This window comes from Stenotrophomonas sp. YJH_SMC_37, assembly GCF_059370035.1.
In genome coordinates, this window is sequence record NZ_JCAFTG010000009.1 from 62,406 (window position 1) to 81,568 (window position 19,163).

A 19,163-nucleotide genomic window follows, 5' to 3' on the forward strand; every position below is an offset into this window, starting at 1 on the left:
CGGGCACCCCGGCTCACAACTTCAGGTCGAGCAACCCATCACCCAGATCCTCGTCAGACAACGTCTGCTGGATCAGGGCCCGATGCGCCTGCTCGCTCCACAATTCGAACTTGTCGCCCATACCGAGCAATACCGCCTTCTTTTCAATGCCCACCGCACCGCGGTGGCTGGCGGGGATGCTGATGCGACCGTTGCCGTCCAGTTCCAGATGGGCGGCCGAGCCGACCAGCTTCTGCTGCAACAGGCGCACGACGCGCTGGGTGTTGGGCTTGGACATGACGTCGTCGCGGACCCGCTCCCATTCCGACTCTGCATACAGCCACAGGCAGCCGGCTTCGAACGGGTTGTAGGTCAGCACGAGACGGTTGTTGCTGGCGCGCGCGACGAGGTCGCGGTAAGCGGTGGGAACCGCCATGCGCCCTTTATCGTCAACTGTGATGGCCGTCTCGCCCTGGAACACGACGCGTGCACCTATCCTTCGCCCGGTGAAACATTGAACCACGAAAACCCACAAAACACCCGGATTTCCCTCTGATGCCCACCTTAGCAGCGGCCGAAGGGTTGTCAACAACTTTTCAGCGGGGAAATCGCCAGCCGCATCAATGGCTTGCAACAACCTTTAGAGAATTGTTCAAGGCTTATCCACAAGTTGCTGATCCGTCTCAATTTTTGAGATTGAACGGAAGTTCAGGGGTGTGGACAGAGCGTGAAACATCGCTCGCGCATTCATCCGGGACGGGCAGGAAGCGGCGCCAGACTGCGCAAACCGTGCACAATGAGGCCATGTGCCTGCTCGCTCTTGGCTGGATGCACCACCCGCGCTGGCGGCTGGTGATGACCGGCAACCGTGATGAGTTCCACGCCCGCCCGACAGCGGCGCTGGCCCCCTGGCAAGATGAGACCTCCGTCATCGGGGGGCGCGACCTGCGCTCCGGCGGCGGCTGGGCCGGCGTCGGTGCGGGTGGACGCATGGCTGTGGTCACCAATGTCCGCGACCCGCTGGCCGCACAGACCGGTCCTTCACGGGGTGCGCTGGTGGCCGACTTCCTGCGCGGCCGCGACCCGGCCGCCGTGCATATCGACCGGCTGGCGACCGTGGCGGGCGCGTATGCGCCCTTCAACCTGTTGCTGGCCGATGGCGACAGCCTGGAGTACCTGGGCAACCACCCCGCCGAGCGCCAGCGCCTGGGCCCGGGCGTGCATGGCATGTCCAACGGCGCGCTGGACGCGCCCTGGCCGAAGACCCGGCGGCTGATGGCTGCGCTTGAAGCCTGGTTCGAGGCCGGCGATGAGGACCTGACCCCGCTCTGGGCCGCCCTGGCGGACGAACATCGCCCCGCCGACAGCGACCTGCCCGACACCGGCATCGGGCTGGAACGCGAGCGCTGGCTGAGCCCGGCCTTCATCCGCGGCGACGACTATGGCACCCGCGCCAGCACGGTGCTGCTGATCGACGCCGACGGCCACGGCGAGATCCACGAACGCCGTTTCGGCCCGCAGGGTGCACCGAGCGGACAAAGCCACGTCATTTTCTGACCCGGCCGTCCCGGCCACTGGGCGGATTCTCTTGCCAGCGGGGTAGTGCCGGCCGCTGGCCGGCAACCTTTGGATGCTCGGATTCGCCATGAAGCTGCCGGCCAGCGGCCGGCACTACCCACAGCGCGCTGTCGCGATCCACGCGACGGCAGCCGTCATCGCAGCGGGCCTGAAACGTCATTCAGCTTCCAGCCGCGACCGCGATCCGCCCGTGCCACAGGGGCCCGGTATCGCAGCCCGCCCACTGTGCCCTTTTCGCATTCGGCACTGTGTCTATAAATGTCGGCCCTGACCTCCCAGGGTGGTCGCGCCCGGCACCCCGCCGCGCGATCGACCGCAACCCCAAGGAGGCCCCATGCGCCGCATCCTCATCCTGCTCGCCACCCACCTGCTCGCCCTCGGCCTGGGCTTCGGCCTGGGCGTCTACTTCCTGCCGATCCTGATCGCCCCCGATGATCCACCAGTCGCGCAGGTGCAGGCCGCCATGGATGAGGCCCCCTACCGCACCACGTTTCGCCGAGACCTCAAGGGCAGCGATGCAGTGCATTGGGCGGAAGGCAAGATCAGCGTCAGCTCGGGTCAGGTCGCTTTTGACGGCAAGATGGGCCCGGGCCCTGACTACAAGGTGTACCTGGTCCGCGACTTCGTCGACAACAAGGCCGACTTCCTGAAGGTCAAGGCGCAGGCCCAGCGCATCGGCGAGGTGAAGACCTTCAACCGTTTCCTGGTGGACGTGCCTGAAAGCGTCAACGTGGACGATTACACCACCGTAGTGGTGTGGTGCGAACGGTTCGAGCAGTTCATTTCCGCCGGGCAGTACCGCACGCCGGGTTGAACAACATCCCAAGCATCTGGGCGAAGAGCAGCCGAGCATGGCTCGGCTCTACTGTAGAGCCGAGCCATGCTCGGCCTACCGTAAGAAAGAGGCGGAGCCGGCCGATAAGCCGGGTTCTGTCGTGGACAGTCATTCCTCTAGGCGTTACGTCACCGCAACGCTCAAGCAACCTACCCGGATCCAACGCGGGCCGCGCCAAAGGATCCCTATTTGGTCTTGCTCCAGGTGGGGTTTGCCGTGCCGGTCTGTTGCCAGACTCGCGGTGCGCTCTTACCGCACCATTTCACCCTTACCGGCCTTCCGAAGAAGACGTAGGCGGTATCTTTCTGTTGCACTTTCCGTCGGCTTGCGCCGCCCAGGCGTTACCTGGCACCTTGCCCTATGGAGCCCGGACTTTCCTCGGCACCCCCGAAGGGATGACGCGACTGTCTGGCCGACTCCGCCAGCGCGCATTCTAGCGTACGCACGCCTTTCCTGCCGTGCCGATCGCGGCGTCCGGTTCATCCATCCACGCGTGGCGTGGATCTACCGATGCCGCTGCCCTGGTGGGTGCGGATTCCGCTCTGGTGGGTGCGGACCTTGGTCCGCACGATCCATCAACTGCCGTACAACGCCTTGCGCGGCGCACCGGTCAGTTCCGCGGCCAGCTTCGCGGCGGTCGACGGCGGCAGATGCTCGCTCAGCTTGGCGTAGACGCGGCGGCCATGCGCCAGCTGCGCTTCCTCATCGTCGCCGGCGCCCTGCACCATCACCACGAACTCGCCCTTGCGCTGGTTCTCGTCAGCTTCCACCTTCGCCAACAGGCCGGCCAGGTCACCGTCGAGCACGGTCTCGAACAGCTTGGTCAGCTCGCGGGCCAGCACCGCCGGGCGCACGCCGCCGAAGATCGCCGCCATGTCGGCCAGCGACTCGGCGATACGGTGCGAGGATTCGTAGAACACCATCGTGCGCACTTCGCCGGCCAGCGCCTGCAGGCGGTCGCGGCGGCCGCTGGCCTTGGCCGGCAGGAAACCCTCGAAGCTGAAACGGTCGCTGGGCAGGCCGGCCACGCTCAGCGCGGCGATGGCGGCGCAGGCACCGGGCACCGGGCTGACCTTGATACCCGCCGCGCGCGCGGCACGCACCAGGCGGAAACCGGGGTCACTGACCAGCGGGGTACCGGCATCGCTGACCAGCGCCAGCGACTCGCCGGCCTGCAATCGCGAAACCAGGCGCTGCGCCAGGGCCTCTTCATTGTGTTCGTGCAGGGCCACCAACGGTTGCTGGATGCCGAAATGGGACAGCAGCTGGCCGCTGCGGCGGGTGTCTTCGGCACAGATGGCCGCCACCGAACGCAGCACCTCCTGCGCGCGCGGGCTCAGATCGGCCAGGTTGCCGATCGGGGTGGCGACGACGTACAGGGTTGGCACACTCATTTCAGCGGTACTCACGGGGCAAGGGTAGAATCGTAGCGTGTACCCGGCCAAGGCCGCTGCCCTCATCGCATGGACCCGATCATGAACAAGCCCGCCGCACGGATCTCCGCCCTGTCGTTGTCGCTGATGCTGCTGGCCGGCTGTGCCACCACCAGCCTGACCAGCGCGCCCGAATCGCCGGCCCAGAGCCAGGCGCTGGCGCTGATCGAACAAGGCAAACCGCGCGACGCCGCCCTGCAGCTGGAAGCGCTGGCCGCAACCCTGAAAGGTGGCGCCCGCAGCAATGCCCTGGCCGATGCCGCCTGGGCCTGGCACCTGGCCGGCGACAGTGCCCGCGCGCGCAGCCTGCTTGGCCAGCTCACCGCCCGCCAGCTGTCCGGCGCCAGCCTGCAGCGCTACCAGCTGACCGGCGCCGAGCTGGCACTGGCCGACAAGCAGCCGGCGCAGGCCCTGGCCCTGCTGAAGGAACAGGGCGACAACGTCTTCCCCGCGCTGCGCACGCGCTGGCACGTAGCCCGCGCCAACGCGCTGCAGGGCACCGGCGATGCCTTCGGTGCCGCCACCGAGCGCGCCCGCGCCCACGCCAGCCTGACCGGCAGCGCGCGCAGCGAGAACCAGGCCGCCATCGCCGGTCTGCTCGGTACGCTTGACGATGCCACCCTGCGCAGCCGTGCCGCTGCCCTGCCGGCCAACGACCCGCTGTACAACTTCGCCGGCCGCGCACTGATCGCGCGCGGCCTGCCGCTGCCGCGCCCGTTCGACCGCGATGGCGCCGCCCAGTTCGACACCAGCAAGCGCCCGCCGGCGATGAGCGACGGTTACCGCCCGCCGGCCAAGCTTGCCGTGCTGCTGCCGCTCAGCGGCCGCCTGGCCACTGCCGCACAGCCGGTGCGCGATGGCCTGTTGAGCGCCTACTACGGTGAAAGCCGCCGCCGCCCGGACATCAACTTCTTCGACACCGCCGGCACCCCGGCCGGCGCCCTGGCCGCCTATGACAAGGCCGTCGCCTCCGGTGCCGACTTCGTAGTCGGTCCGCTGGGCCGCGACGAAGTGGACGCGGTGTACGGCCGCCAGCAGCTGCAGGTACCGGTGCTGGCCCTGAACCGTGGCAAGGACGCGCCGCCGGCCGGCAGCGCCGGCTTCTCGCTGGCACCGGAAGACGACGGCATCGTCGCTGCCGAATATCTGCGCGGCCGCGAGCGCGGCAAGGCGTTGGTGATCAACAGCGCCGACGATACCGGCCGCCGTGCCGCCGCCGCCTTCGCCCAGCGCTTCGCCCAGCGCGGTGGCCAGGTGGTGGCCACCGTCGGCGTCAGCGACGCGGTTGGCGATGTCGGTGCGCAGGTGCGCAACGCCGGCCAGGTCGATGCCGTGTTCCTCGCCGTGCGCGCGCCGCAGGCCCGCCTGCTGGCGCCGCAGCTGGCGCTAGCCGGTGCCGGTGGCGCCACCCGCGTTGGCACTTCGCAGCTGACCGTCGGCAGCGGCAAGGTGGAAGAAGACGTGGCGCTGGACGGCATCGTCTACCCGAACGAAGCCTGGAACGTGCGCAGCGTGTCCGGCCTGCCCTCGGCCAGCCAGGTCGCCAGCACCCTGCCCAGCGCACGCGGTGCCGCCGGCCGCCTGTTCGCCTTCGGCGCCGATGCCTGGAAGATCACCGCCTACCTGGACAAGCTGTCCAACGAAGGCGGCCTGGACGGTGCCACCGGCACCCTGTTCCTGGACAGCAATGGCAACATCCTGCGCCAGCCGGCCTGGTCGACCTTCAATGGCGGCCGGCCGATGCCGATCGTCGGTGGTCGCTGAGCGCAGCCAACGTGGCTCGGCGGTGGAAGCCGCCGCCGAGCAGCATCTGCAACAGGCCGGACTGCGGCCGCGTGCGCGCAACGTGCGTTATCGCGGCGGTGAACTGGACCTGGTGATGGACGATGCCGGCACCGTGGTGTTCGTGGAAGTGCGCTATCGCGCGCGATCCGATTTCGGTGGCGGCGCGGCCTCGGTGGATGTGCGCAAGTGTCGGCGCCTGGCGCATGCTGCGTTGTTGTACCTGCAGGACCATCCCGCGCTGGCCGATGCGCCCTGCCGCTTTGATGTGGTGGAAGCTACGGGCGAGCCGCCGCAGTTGCAGTGGCTGCGCGATGCGTTCCGGCTGGATGACTGCTGATGGTTTCCGTCCGCTCTGGCAGAGGCCGACCTTGGTCGGCGCTTCTGTCCAACCAAGGTTGGCACCTACCAGCGCGCAGCCTGGCCGGCACGACCACGGTGCGTGACTGATGCCTTCGATCATCACCCATGCCGCTGTGCCGTTGGCGCTGTGGTGCGCCGCTGATCGTGGCCGCATCCCGCCGCGCCTGCTTGCGGCCGGCGTGATGGCCGCCATGCTGCCCGATGCCGATGTACTGGCCTTCGCGCTGCACATTCCCTACGCCGATGCGTTCGGCCATCGTGGCGCCAGTCATTCACTGCTGTTTGCCGGCGTGCTGGCTGCATTGGCCGCGGTGTTGGCGTTCTTTGGTAGCGACCGACCATGGTCGGCGCAGCACAGCTCCGGTAGTCGCCGACCTTGGTCGGCGTTTCTGTGCCAACCAAGGTTGGCGTCTACCGTACAAGCCGCTGCATTCGTCTTCGTCTGCGCCGCCAGCCATCCACTGCTGGATGCGATGACCGCCGGTGGCCTCGGCGTTGCCCTCGCCTGGCCGTGGAGCGAACAACGCTTCTTCGCACCGTGGCGACCGATCCGCGTGTCACCGTTCGCGCCACAGTTCTTCAGCGCGCGCGGCATCGCCACCCTGCTCTCTGAACTGCGCTGGGTCTGGCTGCCGCTGGCCGGCGCCGTTGTTGCCTGGAAACTGATCCAACCCGCCCCTGCTGTCCCGCGAGATCCATCATGAGTACTGTCCTGCCCGCCGCGTTGGTTGCCGAACTGTCCGCCCTGCTGGGTGCCGATGGCTGGCGCATGGATGACAACGCGCTGGAGGCGAACGCACAGGACAACTCGTGGCGCCACCAGCGCCCTGCCGCCGTCGCGCTGCCCGCCAGCATCGAACAGGTGCAGGCGCTGGTGCGTGCCTGCCGTGCGCATGGCGTGGCACTGGTCGCGCGCGGCGCGGGCACCGGCACCACCGGCGCGGCCGTGCCGTTGCCGGGCAGCATCGTGCTGTCGTTCACCCGCATGGACCGCATCGTGGAGATCCTCGCCGGTGATCGCTGCGCGGTGGTGCAGCCGGGCGTGCTCAATGGAACCCTGCAGCAGGCGCTGGCCCCGCATGGCCTGTTCTGGGCGCCGGACCCGTCCAGCGCGGAGATCTGCAGTGTGGGCGGCAACCTGGCCTGCAACGCCGGTGGCCCACGCGCGGTGAAGTACGGCACCAGCCGCGACAACGTACTCGGCCTGGCGGCGGTGACCGGCACCGGTGAGGTGATCCGCTGCGGTGGTGCCTACACCAAGGATTCCACCGGCTACGACCTCACCCACCTGCTGGTCGGCAGCGAAGGCACGCTGGCACTGATCGTGGAAGCCACCCTCAAGCTCACCCCGCTGCCAGTCAGCCAGGCCGGCCTGCGTGTGCTGTACCGCGATGCCGATGCGGCCGCGGCCGCCGTATCACGGCTGATGTCGCAGCCGGTGGTACCCACGCGCCTGGAATTCATGGATGCCCGCAGCCTTGAGCTGCTACGTCTCAACGGTGCGGAAGTACCCGACGCTGGCGCGATGCTGCTGGTGGAAGCCGATGGTGACCACGACACCCTGCCCTATCTGCTGCAGGCGCTGGCCAGCGCCGCTGAAGGTGACGGCATGATCGAACTGGACGTGGCGATGGAAGGGCGCGCACGCGACCAGCTGTGGGCCGCACGCAAGGCCTTGTCGCCGGCACTGCGCAGCGTCGCGCCGGGCAAGATCAATGAAGACGTGGTGGTGCCGGTGTCGCGCATTCCAGAGCTTGTGGCTGGCGTGCAGGCATTGGCGCGTGACTACAGACTCACCATCGTCACCTTCGGCCATGCCGGCAACGGCAACCTGCACGTCAACATCCTCTACCATCCGGAGGATGCCGACGAAAACGCGCGCGCGCATGCCGCGCTGCCGAAGATCTTCGAGCTGACCCTGGCACTGGGCGGCACGCTGTCGGGCGAGCACGGCATTGGCCTGGCCAAGCGCGATTTCATGGCGCAGGCATTCAGCCCGGCCACGCTGGCGACGATGCGCGCGATCAAGACCGCGCTGGACCCGGATGGGATTCTCAACCCGGGCAAGGTGCTGCCGCCGGTGTAGACCGCGCGCACTCCTGTAGCGCCGAGCCATGCTCGGCTCACCGCGCGCAGCGCGGACTTCCCGCCTGCGGAACGAAGAGCAGCCGAGCGTGGGCTCGGCTCTACAAAGGCTTGTCGTTCGCAATATCGATCAGGGTCTGCCGGAAACTGGGCAGCAGCACGCGATTACCGTGCCCACTCAGATGATCGTTGTCGAAGAACAACGGTCCGCCCTCTTCCACGGCCGAACAGGTCTGCGGCCCACACAGCAGCGGCAGTGGATCCCACACCGTCAGCGATGGATAGCGCGCTGCCAGTTCGGACAGCAACGCCATCTGCGGCGCTCGCAGCCTCTCCAGATCAGCGCGCGGCATGCTCAGGCCCCCGGCACAAGCCGGGTTGCGGCGGTTGAACCAGTCCGAACAGCGGTACGCACCGGCCTTGAACAACGGCAGCGGCGCATCCAAAACCACATGCACGCCCAGCTTCTGCAGACGTCCAAGAACACGATCAGCCTCATCACGCGCGGCCTGCGCATTGGTCGGGGTGCGCTCGGCAAGCAGTTGACGATAGATCTGCTGTGCATCCTGTCGCTGCCAGTCGAATCCGCGCAGCTCCGGCATGCGCAAGGCCGCCAGCACCACGATGTCACCCGGGCGCGCCTCGCGCTCGATGGTCGACAACGCGTCCTCAATGAAGCCCTGGCAGTCGTACGGGCTGGCCCGCAGCAGGTTGACGAAGCTGCAGCCGCCGCGATCCTGCTGGCGCACCTCCATGCCGGTCTGGCGCGCGACCATGCTGGTCATGGTGCGATACGCCGCCGCGTGCGAATCCCCCACCACGAACAGCCGCCGCCCTTCGAGCGCCGGCGCGCTCACCGGCTCCAGCGGACGCCATGCCGGGTAGCGCCGCGCCTGCCATGCATAGCCGTCACGGGTAACGCTCAGCGAGACCTGCTCGTGGTACTCCACGGTGGCCCAGGCACCCGCGCCACACAGCGCCACCACCGGCAACGCCATCACCAGCACCTTGGTCGGTGCCAGCCGCAGCAGGGGCGCTGCACGGCGCAGCGGACGTTCGATGAAGTGGTAGGACGCAGCGGATACCGCCAGCAGCAGCACCGGGTACAGCCACAGTGCCGCTCCCTGCAGACCGTAGGTCCAGCGCAGCAGCACCAGCAACGGCCAATGCCACAGGTACAGCGAATAGGACAAGCGCCCCAGGTAGGCGAGCGGTGCGCAGCCCAGCGCGCGGGCAATGCGCGATGACCCCGCTGTCGACACGCTCGCCAACAGCAGCAGGGTACCGGCCACGGTCGCCAGCACACCCGGCACCGGCATCGCCAGCTGCGGGGCGATCAGCGCACCTGCGGCCAGCAGCGCCAGGCCGGCCGCTGCGACCATGTCAGCGTTCTGGCCCGGCGTGCGCGTGCGCATCCACTGGTACAGCAGCGCGCCTGCGGCCAGCTCCCAGAACCGCGCCGGCAGCAGGTAGAACGCTGCCGCCGGTGCCGATTGCACCTGCCAACCTGCCCACGCCAGCGACAACGCGGTGAGCACCGGCAACAGCCAACGCGACCACGGCCAGCGCTCACGCCCGCGCAGCCAGACGAAGAACAGCAGCGGGAAGACCAGGTAGAACTGCTCCTCCACACCCAGCGTCCACGTGTGCAGGAACGGGTTGAGTTCGGCGCCGGGTGAGAAATAGTCGTCCTGCTGCCCAGCCAGCACGATGTTGCTGAAGCCGACCAGCGCGGCCCAGCCGGTCTGGTCGAACTGCTCGTTGCGCCACGCGCGGGGAATGAACAGCGCCGACAGCACGAAGGTGGCCATCAGCATTACCAGCAGCGCCGGCAACAGGCGCAGCACGCGTCGACGGTAGAAGTCGAGCAGCAGTGCGCCGAGTGATGCGTTGGTGCGCGAGGCCAACGACTGACTGATCACGAAGCCGGACACCACGAAGAACAGGTCCACGCCGGTGAAGCCACCGGGCAACCATGCCGCATTGGTGTGGAACAGGATGACGGCCAGCACCGCCAATGCGCGCAGGCCGTCAATGGCCGCATTGTGGGAACGTTCGGGAGGGGACATGCGGGTGACCGGCAGCGAGCGATCCGGCAGCATCGCCACCGTTTGCGCAGTCATTCAATGGACGATCGCGACAGGGCGGGTGTGTGTTTAGGTTCGATGCAGCCTGTGGGCCACTGCAGGGCCGAGCCCTGCTCGGCTGCCCTTCGTCCAGATCGCGTTGAGCCGAGCATGGGCTCGGCTCTACAGCAGCAGCGGGGTCAGAGCCCATTGCCCAGGCAATGGGATCCGACCCCGCTGCACGCCCGCTTACCAGGCCTTGCGCAGGCCCAGCTGGCCGCCCACGTTGCGGTAACCGTGGTCGCCGCGCTGCACGGTCAGGCCACCCCACGCACCCCAGCGCTGGCCCAGCTTCAGCTCGGCACCGGCCTGCACCTCGTAACGGTTGCGTGGCACGTCCGCGCCCAGCGTGTCACCGTTGAACTGCAACGTGCTGGCGCCGCTGCCACGCAGCCAGTTCACGCCCAGGTACGGCTGCACGGCATTGTCGGCTGCAGTGCCATGGCCAAACACACGCACGCCCAGGCGCCCGCTCAGGCCACCGGCATCGGCGTGGTCGATCACCGTGCCGTTGCTCTCCACGTGGCGATCGGCGCGGAAATCGACATGGCTCAGCTGCAGTTGCGGCTGCACGTACAGCGCGCTGGCGCTGCCCTGCCACACGTTGAAGGTGTAGCCGGTCTCCAGCGACACACTGGCCATGCGCGAATCGTAGTGCTCCGGCGCCAGGCCGATGCCCTGCACCCGGTTATCGAAGCGGCCGTACTGCAGGTTCGCATCCATGTACGCGCCCTGCGTGCCGTCAGCCGCCTGCAACCAGGTACCGTACACACCCACTGCGTTGCCACGCACCCGGCCGGTGGCGCTGTAGCCGGTCAGCCGCGAGACGGCACGATTGTCGGCGCGGCCGCTGCCGAGCATGACGCCGAACGCGGCATTGCCCCGCTGCAGCAGATCGCTGCCGATCTGCAGCACCGAGGTGGTGCCGTCCACCGACAGCTGACTGCCGACCGCGCTGAAATCGGCCTGCTGCCGGCCCACCCGTGCCCAGGCCTGGCGCTCAGTGCCCCACGAACGGGTGCCGCTGCGCTCATGCATGCGGTGTGCAAACAGGTTGATCGCTGCAGACTGGTTGGCCAGGTAGGCACCGGCCTCCGGGCGCAGTACCGGCGGCGGCAGGATCGGATCGACTGGATCCACAGGGTCGGTCGGATCGATCGGATCCGGGCCCGGATCGACCACGCATCCCGGCGCAGCCGGATTGTCCTTGCAGGCATCAAACCACTGCGAACGCAGGTACCAGTTGCCATCGGAAGGATCGGTCACACCGCCCTTGAACAGGAAGTACTCGTACGACCCACCGACCGCACGCCCGGCCAGCGTGTAGCTCGCCAGGGACGCACCGTCGATCTCGATCAACCGGATGCCATCCACCGTGGGCGCCCCCACACCGCCCATGTTCTTCACCAGGATGCTTGCATCGCCCGAGCTGTCGCCGCGCACATGCAGGCGGTCGATCGCGCTGTCATCGCCTGCCAGCGCGCCCTGGAACAGGAAGATGGCGTTCTCGCTGTGCAGGTCGCCGTCCACGGTGAGCGTGTTGAAGCGACCGGTGCCATCAGACAACGCCAGCCCGCTGCCAAGCACCTGCAGTCCGCCAACCGTGGCATCGCCCGTGAGCGTCCACTGGCTGCCGCTCTCGATCGCCAGCGTCTGCACCAGATCGGATGAACCCTGCCACAGCGAACCGTCGGCCAGGCGCACGTGCACTTCGGATTGCGGCACCAGCCCGGCATCTTCATCTTCAGGGGTGATGACGATGTCACCCACCAGCTGCGAGCGACCGTCCAGCACCAGATCGAGGCGCCCGGCGACGGCGGCGTCCAACGCCAACCCGATGCCGTTGCCACCCGACACCAAGGCACCGTTGGACAACGCCAGGCCCGGGTCGCGGCTGCTGCGCAGCCACACGCCGCCGTGCTGCGCACTCACCAGCGAGCCGCCGTCGATGCGCATCCGACCGTTGTCGTTGATCACTGCCGCCCATGCGCCCTCGCCTTCGGTGCGTACATGGGTATTGGTCAGGGTCATTTCGCCTGTACCACCCGACAACACACCGTGCGAGTTGATGCCGGTGGTTCGCACCACACTGTCGGTCAAGTGCACAGTACCGCCCAAGCGCGCGATCGCGCCAATGGCGCCGGGGCCTTCGGTCAGGATCTCCGTCGTGCCGGCGCTGACCTGCGGGTTTCGTCCAGCGGCACCTTCGGCATACAGGCCGTGCCCGTTCTGGCCAAGCGTGCGCAATCGGCTTGAGCTGACCCGCGCCGTGCCATCCATGACCCTGATGGCCTGCTGGTACGCGCCGTCCGCGGTGATCTCCGAGCCGTCCACATCCAGCTCGCCGTTGCTCTCCATCAGAATGCCAACGCCGTTGCGCGTGGTGATGGAAGAGCCCGCCACGCTGGCCACGCCGTCGCGCTGGTTGATGTTGATGCCCACCGCAGTGCTCTCCAGGCGGCTGTTGCGCAGGGTCAACTCGGCACCTGCAGTCATGTGGATGCCGTGGTGGCCCGACAGCTCAACGCCGTCCAGGAGCAGCTTGCCGCCGCCATCGGTCGCGAAGCTGACGATGCTGGCGTTGTCGCCGCGCGCGTGAATGCTGCCGCCCGTCATCTGGACATTGCCGCCGACATACAGTCCTTCCCCGGAGCGCTCGTGGGTGAGATTGATGTCCACGTCTTCCAGCACCACGTTGCCCAACCCGGCCAGCACCCCGCTGGAGCCGGCACCGACGCCATTGATCTGCACCGACCGCAGGACAGCATCGCCACCGTCCTGCAGCCAGAGTCCATGGCTGCCCCCACCCACCTGTATCCGTAGCCGTTCGGCGGTCAGGCTACCGCCGCGCACCTCCAGACCATTCGACTGGCTGGCATTCACCTCGATTACGCTATCGATTACCCGTGCAGTGCCCGCCCGAACGAAGACTCCGTGGGAAAGGCCAGCCTCCGTCGTGATGTGCACCCGTTCCAGGGACAGGCTGCCATCAATGGCTTCAGCGCCATTTGATACCGTGCCCTGCGTATGTATGCGCGTCCCCGCGGCATGAATCTGCCCGCCGTTGACCGCAGACAGGCCTGCCGCGTTGTAGCCGGAGGTCAGCACACTGCCCTGCTGCAGTTCGATGCGGCTGCCGCTGCCATCGGCCCGCGCGGCGGCCGCTCGCATGCCTTCGGTTCGAAGATTGACCTCGCCGGAGGGAACGATGCTGCCGCCATTGATGGCATGGAACGCGTAGCCCGCAGAGTTGCCCGGCTCGACGGGCTCTGTGGTGGCGTAGTCACCCGCCGCCGGAGTCTGCTCGTCGCCGTCGGCAATGATCTGCTGCGCCAGCGCGGGTGCAGTTGTGGCCAGTACAGTGGCCAACGACAGCGCCAGAACGTGTGGCTGGGAAATGGGAAGGTGCATGACATGCCTCCGGGGAAAGTGGGAGGCATGGTTGAAGATTGCTGCAGCCACCAACATCGAATCTCTTGCAATTCCAGGTGGCCGCAGCCGGCGACCACATGTAGCTGAACACAATCTGGGGCGCGATAGCGGGTAAGCGCCCTTTGCAACTAGTTGCATGGTCGCAGCGCGGCGCCACGGAGAAACTGGGCCCCTCGCAGCACGCACTGACGCCAATACCCCGAAATGACGTCACATTCACGGGATATTGACTTATAAGCCACCTATCTGAATAGCCACTGCCCCGGGTTGCAGTCAGTGCCGAGCCGAACGTTTTCTGGCCTATGGAGATGATCATGCAAGACCGTTCCCGACTGAGACCCCCGCCGATGCAGCCGCTGGCGCGTTGCCTGCTGGCAGCGCTGGCCCTGCTGCCGGCATCCACTGCCTTTGCCGGGGTTCTAGACGGCACAGAGGCCACGATCGAAGCCGGTGCGCCCATTGAAGAATGGACGATTCGCAACGACGCCTTGCTTATCCTGCAGGGTGCAGAAGCCAATGCGATCAAGTCAGATAACTCGTATCTCGGGGTGTTTGCATCCACCATCAACCGCACCGGAGACCATCAGCATGCGATCAGGCTGAATGGAGACTCAACCCTGCAACTCGGAACCAGCACGTTGCGTGGCGGCGGTGTTCATGTGGGCGGCAGTTCAAACGCCCACCTGATCGGCAACCGCATCCTGGTGACCGGCGCCGAGGGCCTGTCACCTATCGCCACTCTAAGCATCGGTCTCTCGATGGGGACCACGCCTGACGAGGCAGCTCAACCCGGAGCATGGGTCATCATCGATTCCACCTACATGCAGGTGGAGGACACGGCCGCCGCTAACGACATCTCCAGTGGTCTGGGTGTGCGCATGGAGAACGGCGAGGTCAGCATCGTCAACGGGTCACGCATTGATGCAGACAATGTGGGCGTGCTGATGTATGGCACGCTCTACACCCCGGACACGCTGCAGCTTGCTGTGGATGGCTCAACGATCGCGTCTGGCCGTAGTGCCGCCATTCGTGTGGCTGCCGCCCAGCCTGCCGACTTCGTCATCAACGTCAGTAACGGCGCACAGCTGCATGGCGGCAACGGCAACCTGCTGCAGGTCGACTCCCGCTCTGGCACTCCTACGCCAGGTGCCAGCCACGTAACTTTCAACGTGGATGATGCGCGGCTTGCAGGCAATGTCAGTTTCGACGCAGCTACTGTCGACGGCACCCTCGACCTCTTCCTGCGCAACAAGGCGCAGATCGACGGCCGCTTCCTCAACGTCACCTCGGCCAGCATCGACAGCGACAGCACCTGGCTGATGACCGGCGACAGCAACGTCGGCCACTTGGCGCTGGGCAACACCGGCACCGTGGCGCTGGGCAATGGCAGCACGTTCAACACGCTCAACGTGGATACCTTCGACGGTTCCGGCGGCACCCTGCTGTTCAACACCCAGCTGGACGACGACAGCTCGGCCACCGACAAGCTTATCATCAAGGGCGACTCGAACGGTCAGGCCAACGTGCGCGTGCTTAACGCTGGCGGTGCCGGTGCGAAGACCGACAAGGGCATCGAGCTGATCCGCGTGGGCGGTGCGTCCAATGCACAATTCGACCTGCAGGGCCGCGCGGTGGGCGGGCAGTACGAGTACTTCCTGTTCAAGGACGCGACCAACGGCGGCTGGTACCTGCGCTCGGAGCTGGCCGGTGCGCCGGACCCGTGCGTGGCGGATCCCACGTTGCCGGAATGCAAGCCAATCGATCCGGTAGACCCGGTCGATCCGATCGACCCCACGCCAGTGCTGCGCCCGGAAGCCGGCGCGTACCTGGCCAACCAGTTCGCGATGGACCAGCTGCTGCGCCACGGCTGGCGCGACCGCCAGGGCGGCACCACCTCCGCCGTTGATGGCGTGCGTGGCTGGGCGCGTGTGGATGCAACCCAGAGCAAGCTGTCGGCAGTGGAAGACCAGCTCGACCTGCGCGTGGACCGCTCGCGCATGCAGCTGGGTGCGGACATTGGCGTGTTCGACAACGGCCAGGGCCGCGTTGGCCTGATGGGCACGCTGGCCAAGTCCGACGCCACCTCGCGTTCGCAGCTGACCGGCTACAGCGCACGCGGCAAGGTCAACGGCGGTGCGCTGGGCGTATACGGCAACTGGAGCAACGATGCACTGTATGTGGATGCCAGCGTGCAGCGCGGCCAGTTCCGTAACCGCGTGCAGGGCGAAGGCCTGGCCGAGGAACGCTACGACTCGGACATCTGGCAGTCGTCGCTGGAAGCGGGCTATCGATTCGGCATCGGCCAGATCGGCAGCACCGCGCTGAGCCTGCAACCGGAACTGCAGCTGGTCTATACCGATGCCAACACCGATCGCCACCAGGAAGCGAACGGCACGGTGGTGCGCAGCTTGGGCGACAGCGGCCTGTCCGGCCGCGTGGGCCTGCGTCTGCAGGGCGAATCCCGCTCGGCAGCGGGTGCCTCGGTCAGCCCGTATGTGGTGGCCAACTGGTACCGCGATGGCGCCAGCAACGGCATGGCGTTTGATGATGAAGCACTGAAGGCCAGCGTGCCGCGCAACCGCTACGAGTTGAATGCCGGCGCGCGCGTGGACTTCCGTTCCGGGCTGAGTGCGTGGGGTGGCTTCGGCGTGATGCGCGGTGACCATGGGTATCGCGAAGCCACGGCCAATCTGAGCATGTCGTACCGCTGGTAATGTAGAAACATGCACGGCGCCGGATGATTCCGGCGCCGTTCTTGTATTTCGGCACCGGACTTGGATTGAAAGGCCCTCAGGCCATCTCCTGCCGACGGGGAGCCACACTTTCCTCAGTGATCACATGACGTCAACGTTTCGCCTGAAGCGCCCCCCTACGCGTGAGCGAGGCCATGACTCATAGCCCGCCTCTGGGGATGCCCACGATTCAACCGCGACAACAACCCACTGTCGCTTCTGACCTTGAGCGCCGCACGTCTCCGCTCATAGACTCGCGTCCCACTGGATCCCCGAGTGCGGAGTCGTGCATCGCAGCACTTCTTGGCCCATCTATCCACGCCAGGCTTCAGCCATCTTCCCTAGCCACTGGTACCTCACATGAAATGCGCGACCAGCCTCTTCCTGCTTCTATCTATTGGCCTTCTTACGGCATGCGATGCCCGCCCGCATACGCGCGGCTACGTTTATCCAAATGACCGCTATCTGGAGGAAAACGTAGCGAAGTGGAACAGCACGGTCGGCACGGTGAACACGTGGAACGACGGCCCATGGGCGGAAGAGTTCTATGAAGCAATCGATAACGGGGATGATCTCTCCAAGTTTCGCTTTCGACTTCAGAATGCACACAAGGACGCCATTGAGAGGCGAACCGCTGCAGAACGCATGACACATCGCTCCGAGGCAGCGGATCTGCACCAGCATCTACTCACATCACTGCAGAGTGTCGAAGACATGTTCTCGATCATGGTGACCATGGCAGAGCTGCCAGAAGGCTACACCACCGAGCAATCCACATCGATTCTGGCTCGCTTGGAACCCGCCATCGAGCGCATGGATACAAACCTTCAGAAGCTGAGTGACGCCCAGGACGCCTTTGCCAAGTCAGAGAAGATCCAGCTCACGACAAGCGATCCCACCCGTCGCTAGGACCGATTCACCAATCGGCCCGACGGCGTTGAAGACGGGTCAATATGCAACTTGTTGCATCGCATGCTCAAGACAGGGTCGATACGCTCGGCGACCGGCCCATCATCCATCTTCAATATGATCAGTCTTGCACTACGCCCCTTTCGTCTTTTCGCCTGTTTCAAAGGGCGATCATCACGACGCGAGTTCTGGTTCTTCTTTCTTCTTCAGGTCATGGTTAGCCTGTCGATCATCGGTATCGCCGCATACAGCTCCCGCCGATTTCCGCCTGGCGCCCTGGGAGAAGGCATGCGATTGAACGATCTGCTTGCATACGTTTGGTTTGGCTACATCGTGTTCAGCCTCGTCCCGTTCTACGCGCTTGTCGCGCGCAGATTTCGGGATCTCGGACAATCTGGGTGGATGTGCCTTACATTGATGATCCCTGCCGTCGGACTCGCCTTTGTACTGCTTCAAATGCTTCGCCCTGGTCAGGAGGGCGATAACCTTTATGGACCAGCACCACGCTAGATCCGTTTTCGTATTTTGTAGAGCCGGGTACACGCTCGGCTGCACGTGACAAGCCGAGCATAGGCTCGGTTCTACAGGTGATGTCGCGGTCTGCACGCATTGACGGCTTTCGCCGCGTCGCCGCAAACATTCGTATTTTTTCTACTTTCCAACTTTTCTCATTGGCAGCATTGGCGCTGCGTGCAAATGATGGACCGCCACCGACAACGGGTGGCACGGGCTTCCAATCCCGTTAGGTTGATGTGTTGGTTACGCTTGCCTGCCGGCGTCGCTCTTTCCTTGTTGGGTGGCGTCGGCAGGCATTCTGTCCGCGCTTACATGGCGGGCGGTGCGTGGGGGCCTCGTGCCCGCCGGCGCTTCTACATCGACCTCCGGCATTGGAACCATGCACCGTCCGCCACCCTCGCTGTTAAGCTGGGTGGCTCCTTCGTCACATGCACAAGGAAGCCGCCATGACTGCCACACACTACCCGTTCCTGTTCGCCACCCTCGGCGAGGCCGCCAACGTGCTGCCCGAAGCCGTCGCGCGCGCATTGGAGACCACGCTGAGCGCCACGCACGGCAACACTGTGCCGGCCAGCACCTCGTTATTGGCGTGCCTGCAGCGCATCCGCCAAGTGGATGCCGCCGACGGCCAGCCCTGGCCAGAGAAGGGCCGCACATCCGGACAGCGCATGGCCATGGCCCGCGCCAACCGCGCCAATGCCGGCCTGACGTTGCTACTGGAACTGCTGCATGCCACCGAACGCGTGCGCGTGGATGGCGATGATGATCAGCAAGTGGGTGACGACGTGCGCGAAGGACTGCTGCTGGCCTGCCGTGGGCTGGCCGAGTATGTGGATGTGCAGTTGCACGCGAATTGAGCAACTCGCGTTCTGAACTGCGGAAGAGCGCTCAGTTCCGTATTGCACGGTTCGCGATTACAACAAATCTGATGGCCGACCTATCGCGCTGGCGCGGATAGTTCGCACTTCTTCTCAGGGAGTGTACCGATGCACAAGATGATGGTTCCGCTGAAGCGCTATACGCAGTTCAGTGGACGCGCCAGCCGCAGCGAGTACTGGTGGTTCCAGTTGTTCATGATGATGTTCACCATTCCGTTGAACGTGCTGGGCTTCATCGCCGGGTACACCAACTCCACATCGCTGGCGCTGGTTTCGTCCGGGCTGATGTTGGTGGTTTGGCTGGCGCTGGCGCTGCCACTGATCGCGGTGACCATTCGCCGGCTGCACGATACCGATCGTTCGGGCTGGTGGTTGTTGCTTGGGCTCGTGCCGATTGCCGGCCTGGCCGTGCTGGTGTTCATGCTGCTGCCCAGCACGCCGGGTGATAACCGGTTTGGCAAGCCCGTTCCGCACGTTTAAGGGGGGCGCCGGGCAATGCCCTGCGTTCCCGTTTG

15 protein-coding genes and 1 other RNA gene are annotated in these 19,163 nt (G+C 65.9%); 11 read left to right on the forward strand and 5 right to left on the reverse strand.

The window, feature by feature from the left end; translation table 11 throughout:
• Positions 1 to 13: 13 nt before the first annotated feature.
• The gene (gene mraZ / locus AC5P8J_RS13885; RefSeq protein ID WP_004143635.1) at positions 14 to 460 is read right to left on the reverse strand and encodes a division/cell wall cluster transcriptional repressor MraZ; all 447 of its coding nucleotides are present in this window, start codon (positions 458 to 460) and stop codon (positions 14 to 16) included.
• 323 nt (positions 461 to 783) lie between these two features.
• On the opposite strand from mraZ, the gene AC5P8J_RS13890 reads away from it, so the two are divergent.
• Together AC5P8J_RS13890 and AC5P8J_RS13895 are read left to right on the forward strand one after the other, a co-directional pair.
• Positions 784 to 1,536 carry an NRDE family protein gene (locus tag AC5P8J_RS13890; RefSeq protein ID WP_111098018.1) on the forward strand — a complete coding sequence of 251 codons (753 nt, stop codon included), beginning with the start codon at positions 784 to 786 and terminating at the stop codon, positions 1,534 to 1,536.
• A 355-nt stretch (positions 1,537 to 1,891) separates the two neighbouring features.
• Complete coding sequence (locus tag AC5P8J_RS13895; RefSeq protein WP_134731228.1) at positions 1,892 to 2,371, forward strand: DM13 domain-containing protein; 480 nt, start codon at positions 1,892 to 1,894, stop codon at positions 2,369 to 2,371.
• A gap of 89 nt (positions 2,372 to 2,460) precedes the next feature.
• On the opposite strand, the gene rnpB is transcribed toward AC5P8J_RS13895, so the two are convergent.
• An RNA gene (gene rnpB, locus AC5P8J_RS13900) (RNase P RNA component class A) lies at positions 2,461 to 2,812 on the reverse strand.
• 155 nt (positions 2,813 to 2,967) lie between these two features.
• The gene (gene rsmI, locus AC5P8J_RS13905; protein WP_483017117.1) at positions 2,968 to 3,786 is read right to left on the reverse strand and encodes a 16S rRNA (cytidine(1402)-2'-O)-methyltransferase; all 819 of its coding nucleotides are present in this window, start codon (positions 3,784 to 3,786) and stop codon (positions 2,968 to 2,970) included.
• A gap of 81 nt (positions 3,787 to 3,867) precedes the next feature.
• Between rsmI and AC5P8J_RS13910 the strand changes: the two genes are divergently transcribed.
• The 4 genes from AC5P8J_RS13910 (at position 3,868) to AC5P8J_RS13925 (ending at position 8,056) form a co-directional block, all read left to right on the forward strand.
• Positions 3,868 to 5,589 (forward strand): penicillin-binding protein activator, encoded by a 1,722-nt coding sequence (locus tag AC5P8J_RS13910; protein ID WP_155028954.1) that lies wholly within the window; start codon positions 3,868 to 3,870, stop codon positions 5,587 to 5,589.
• Positions 5,579 to 5,947, forward strand: coding sequence for a YraN family protein (locus AC5P8J_RS13915; RefSeq protein WP_181453528.1), 369 nt, complete (start codon positions 5,579 to 5,581; stop codon positions 5,945 to 5,947). Before AC5P8J_RS13910 ends, AC5P8J_RS13915 begins: the two co-directional genes overlap by 11 nt.
• 109 nt (positions 5,948 to 6,056) lie before the next feature.
• The gene (locus AC5P8J_RS13920) at positions 6,057 to 6,674 is read left to right on the forward strand and encodes a metal-dependent hydrolase (protein WP_495216874.1); all 618 of its coding nucleotides are present in this window, start codon (positions 6,057 to 6,059) and stop codon (positions 6,672 to 6,674) included.
• Positions 6,671 to 8,056 (forward strand): FAD-binding oxidoreductase, encoded by a 1,386-nt coding sequence (locus tag AC5P8J_RS13925; RefSeq protein WP_346469866.1) that lies wholly within the window; start codon positions 6,671 to 6,673, stop codon positions 8,054 to 8,056. Before AC5P8J_RS13920 ends, AC5P8J_RS13925 begins: the two co-directional genes overlap by 4 nt.
• A gap of 100 nt (positions 8,057 to 8,156) precedes the next feature.
• On the opposite strand, the gene AC5P8J_RS13930 is transcribed toward AC5P8J_RS13925, so the two are convergent.
• Positions 8,157 to 10,178: an acyltransferase family protein gene (locus AC5P8J_RS13930; protein ID WP_495216875.1), complete on the reverse strand. Its 2,022-nt coding sequence runs from the start codon at positions 10,176 to 10,178 to the stop codon at positions 8,157 to 8,159.
• 192 nt (positions 10,179 to 10,370) lie between these two features.
• Complete coding sequence (locus AC5P8J_RS13935) at positions 10,371 to 13,592, reverse strand: autotransporter family protein (protein ID WP_495216876.1); 3,222 nt, start codon at positions 13,590 to 13,592, stop codon at positions 10,371 to 10,373.
• Between the two features lie 335 nt (positions 13,593 to 13,927).
• Here AC5P8J_RS13935 and AC5P8J_RS13940 point away from each other — a divergent pair, with 335 nt between their 5' ends.
• From AC5P8J_RS13940 to AC5P8J_RS13960, 5 genes are all read left to right on the forward strand, one after another.
• Positions 13,928 to 16,327: an autotransporter family protein gene (locus AC5P8J_RS13940; protein ID WP_483017121.1), complete on the forward strand. Its 2,400-nt coding sequence runs from the start codon at positions 13,928 to 13,930 to the stop codon at positions 16,325 to 16,327.
• 378 nt (positions 16,328 to 16,705) lie between these two features.
• Complete coding sequence (locus AC5P8J_RS13945) at positions 16,706 to 17,254, forward strand: hypothetical protein (protein WP_155028946.1); 549 nt, start codon at positions 16,706 to 16,708, stop codon at positions 17,252 to 17,254.
• A 117-nt stretch (positions 17,255 to 17,371) separates the two neighbouring features.
• Entirely contained in the window at positions 17,372 to 17,764 is a 393-nt protein-coding gene (locus AC5P8J_RS13950) for a DUF805 domain-containing protein (RefSeq protein WP_483017127.1), read from the forward strand.
• 452 nt (positions 17,765 to 18,216) lie between these two features.
• The gene (locus tag AC5P8J_RS13955; RefSeq protein WP_346473710.1) at positions 18,217 to 18,627 is read left to right on the forward strand and encodes a hypothetical protein; all 411 of its coding nucleotides are present in this window, start codon (positions 18,217 to 18,219) and stop codon (positions 18,625 to 18,627) included.
• Between the two features lie 129 nt (positions 18,628 to 18,756).
• Positions 18,757 to 19,128, forward strand: a complete 372-nt coding sequence (locus AC5P8J_RS13960; protein WP_021204583.1) for a DUF805 domain-containing protein — start codon at positions 18,757 to 18,759, stop codon at positions 19,126 to 19,128.
• The last annotated feature ends 35 nt before the right edge of the window (positions 19,129 to 19,163 follow it).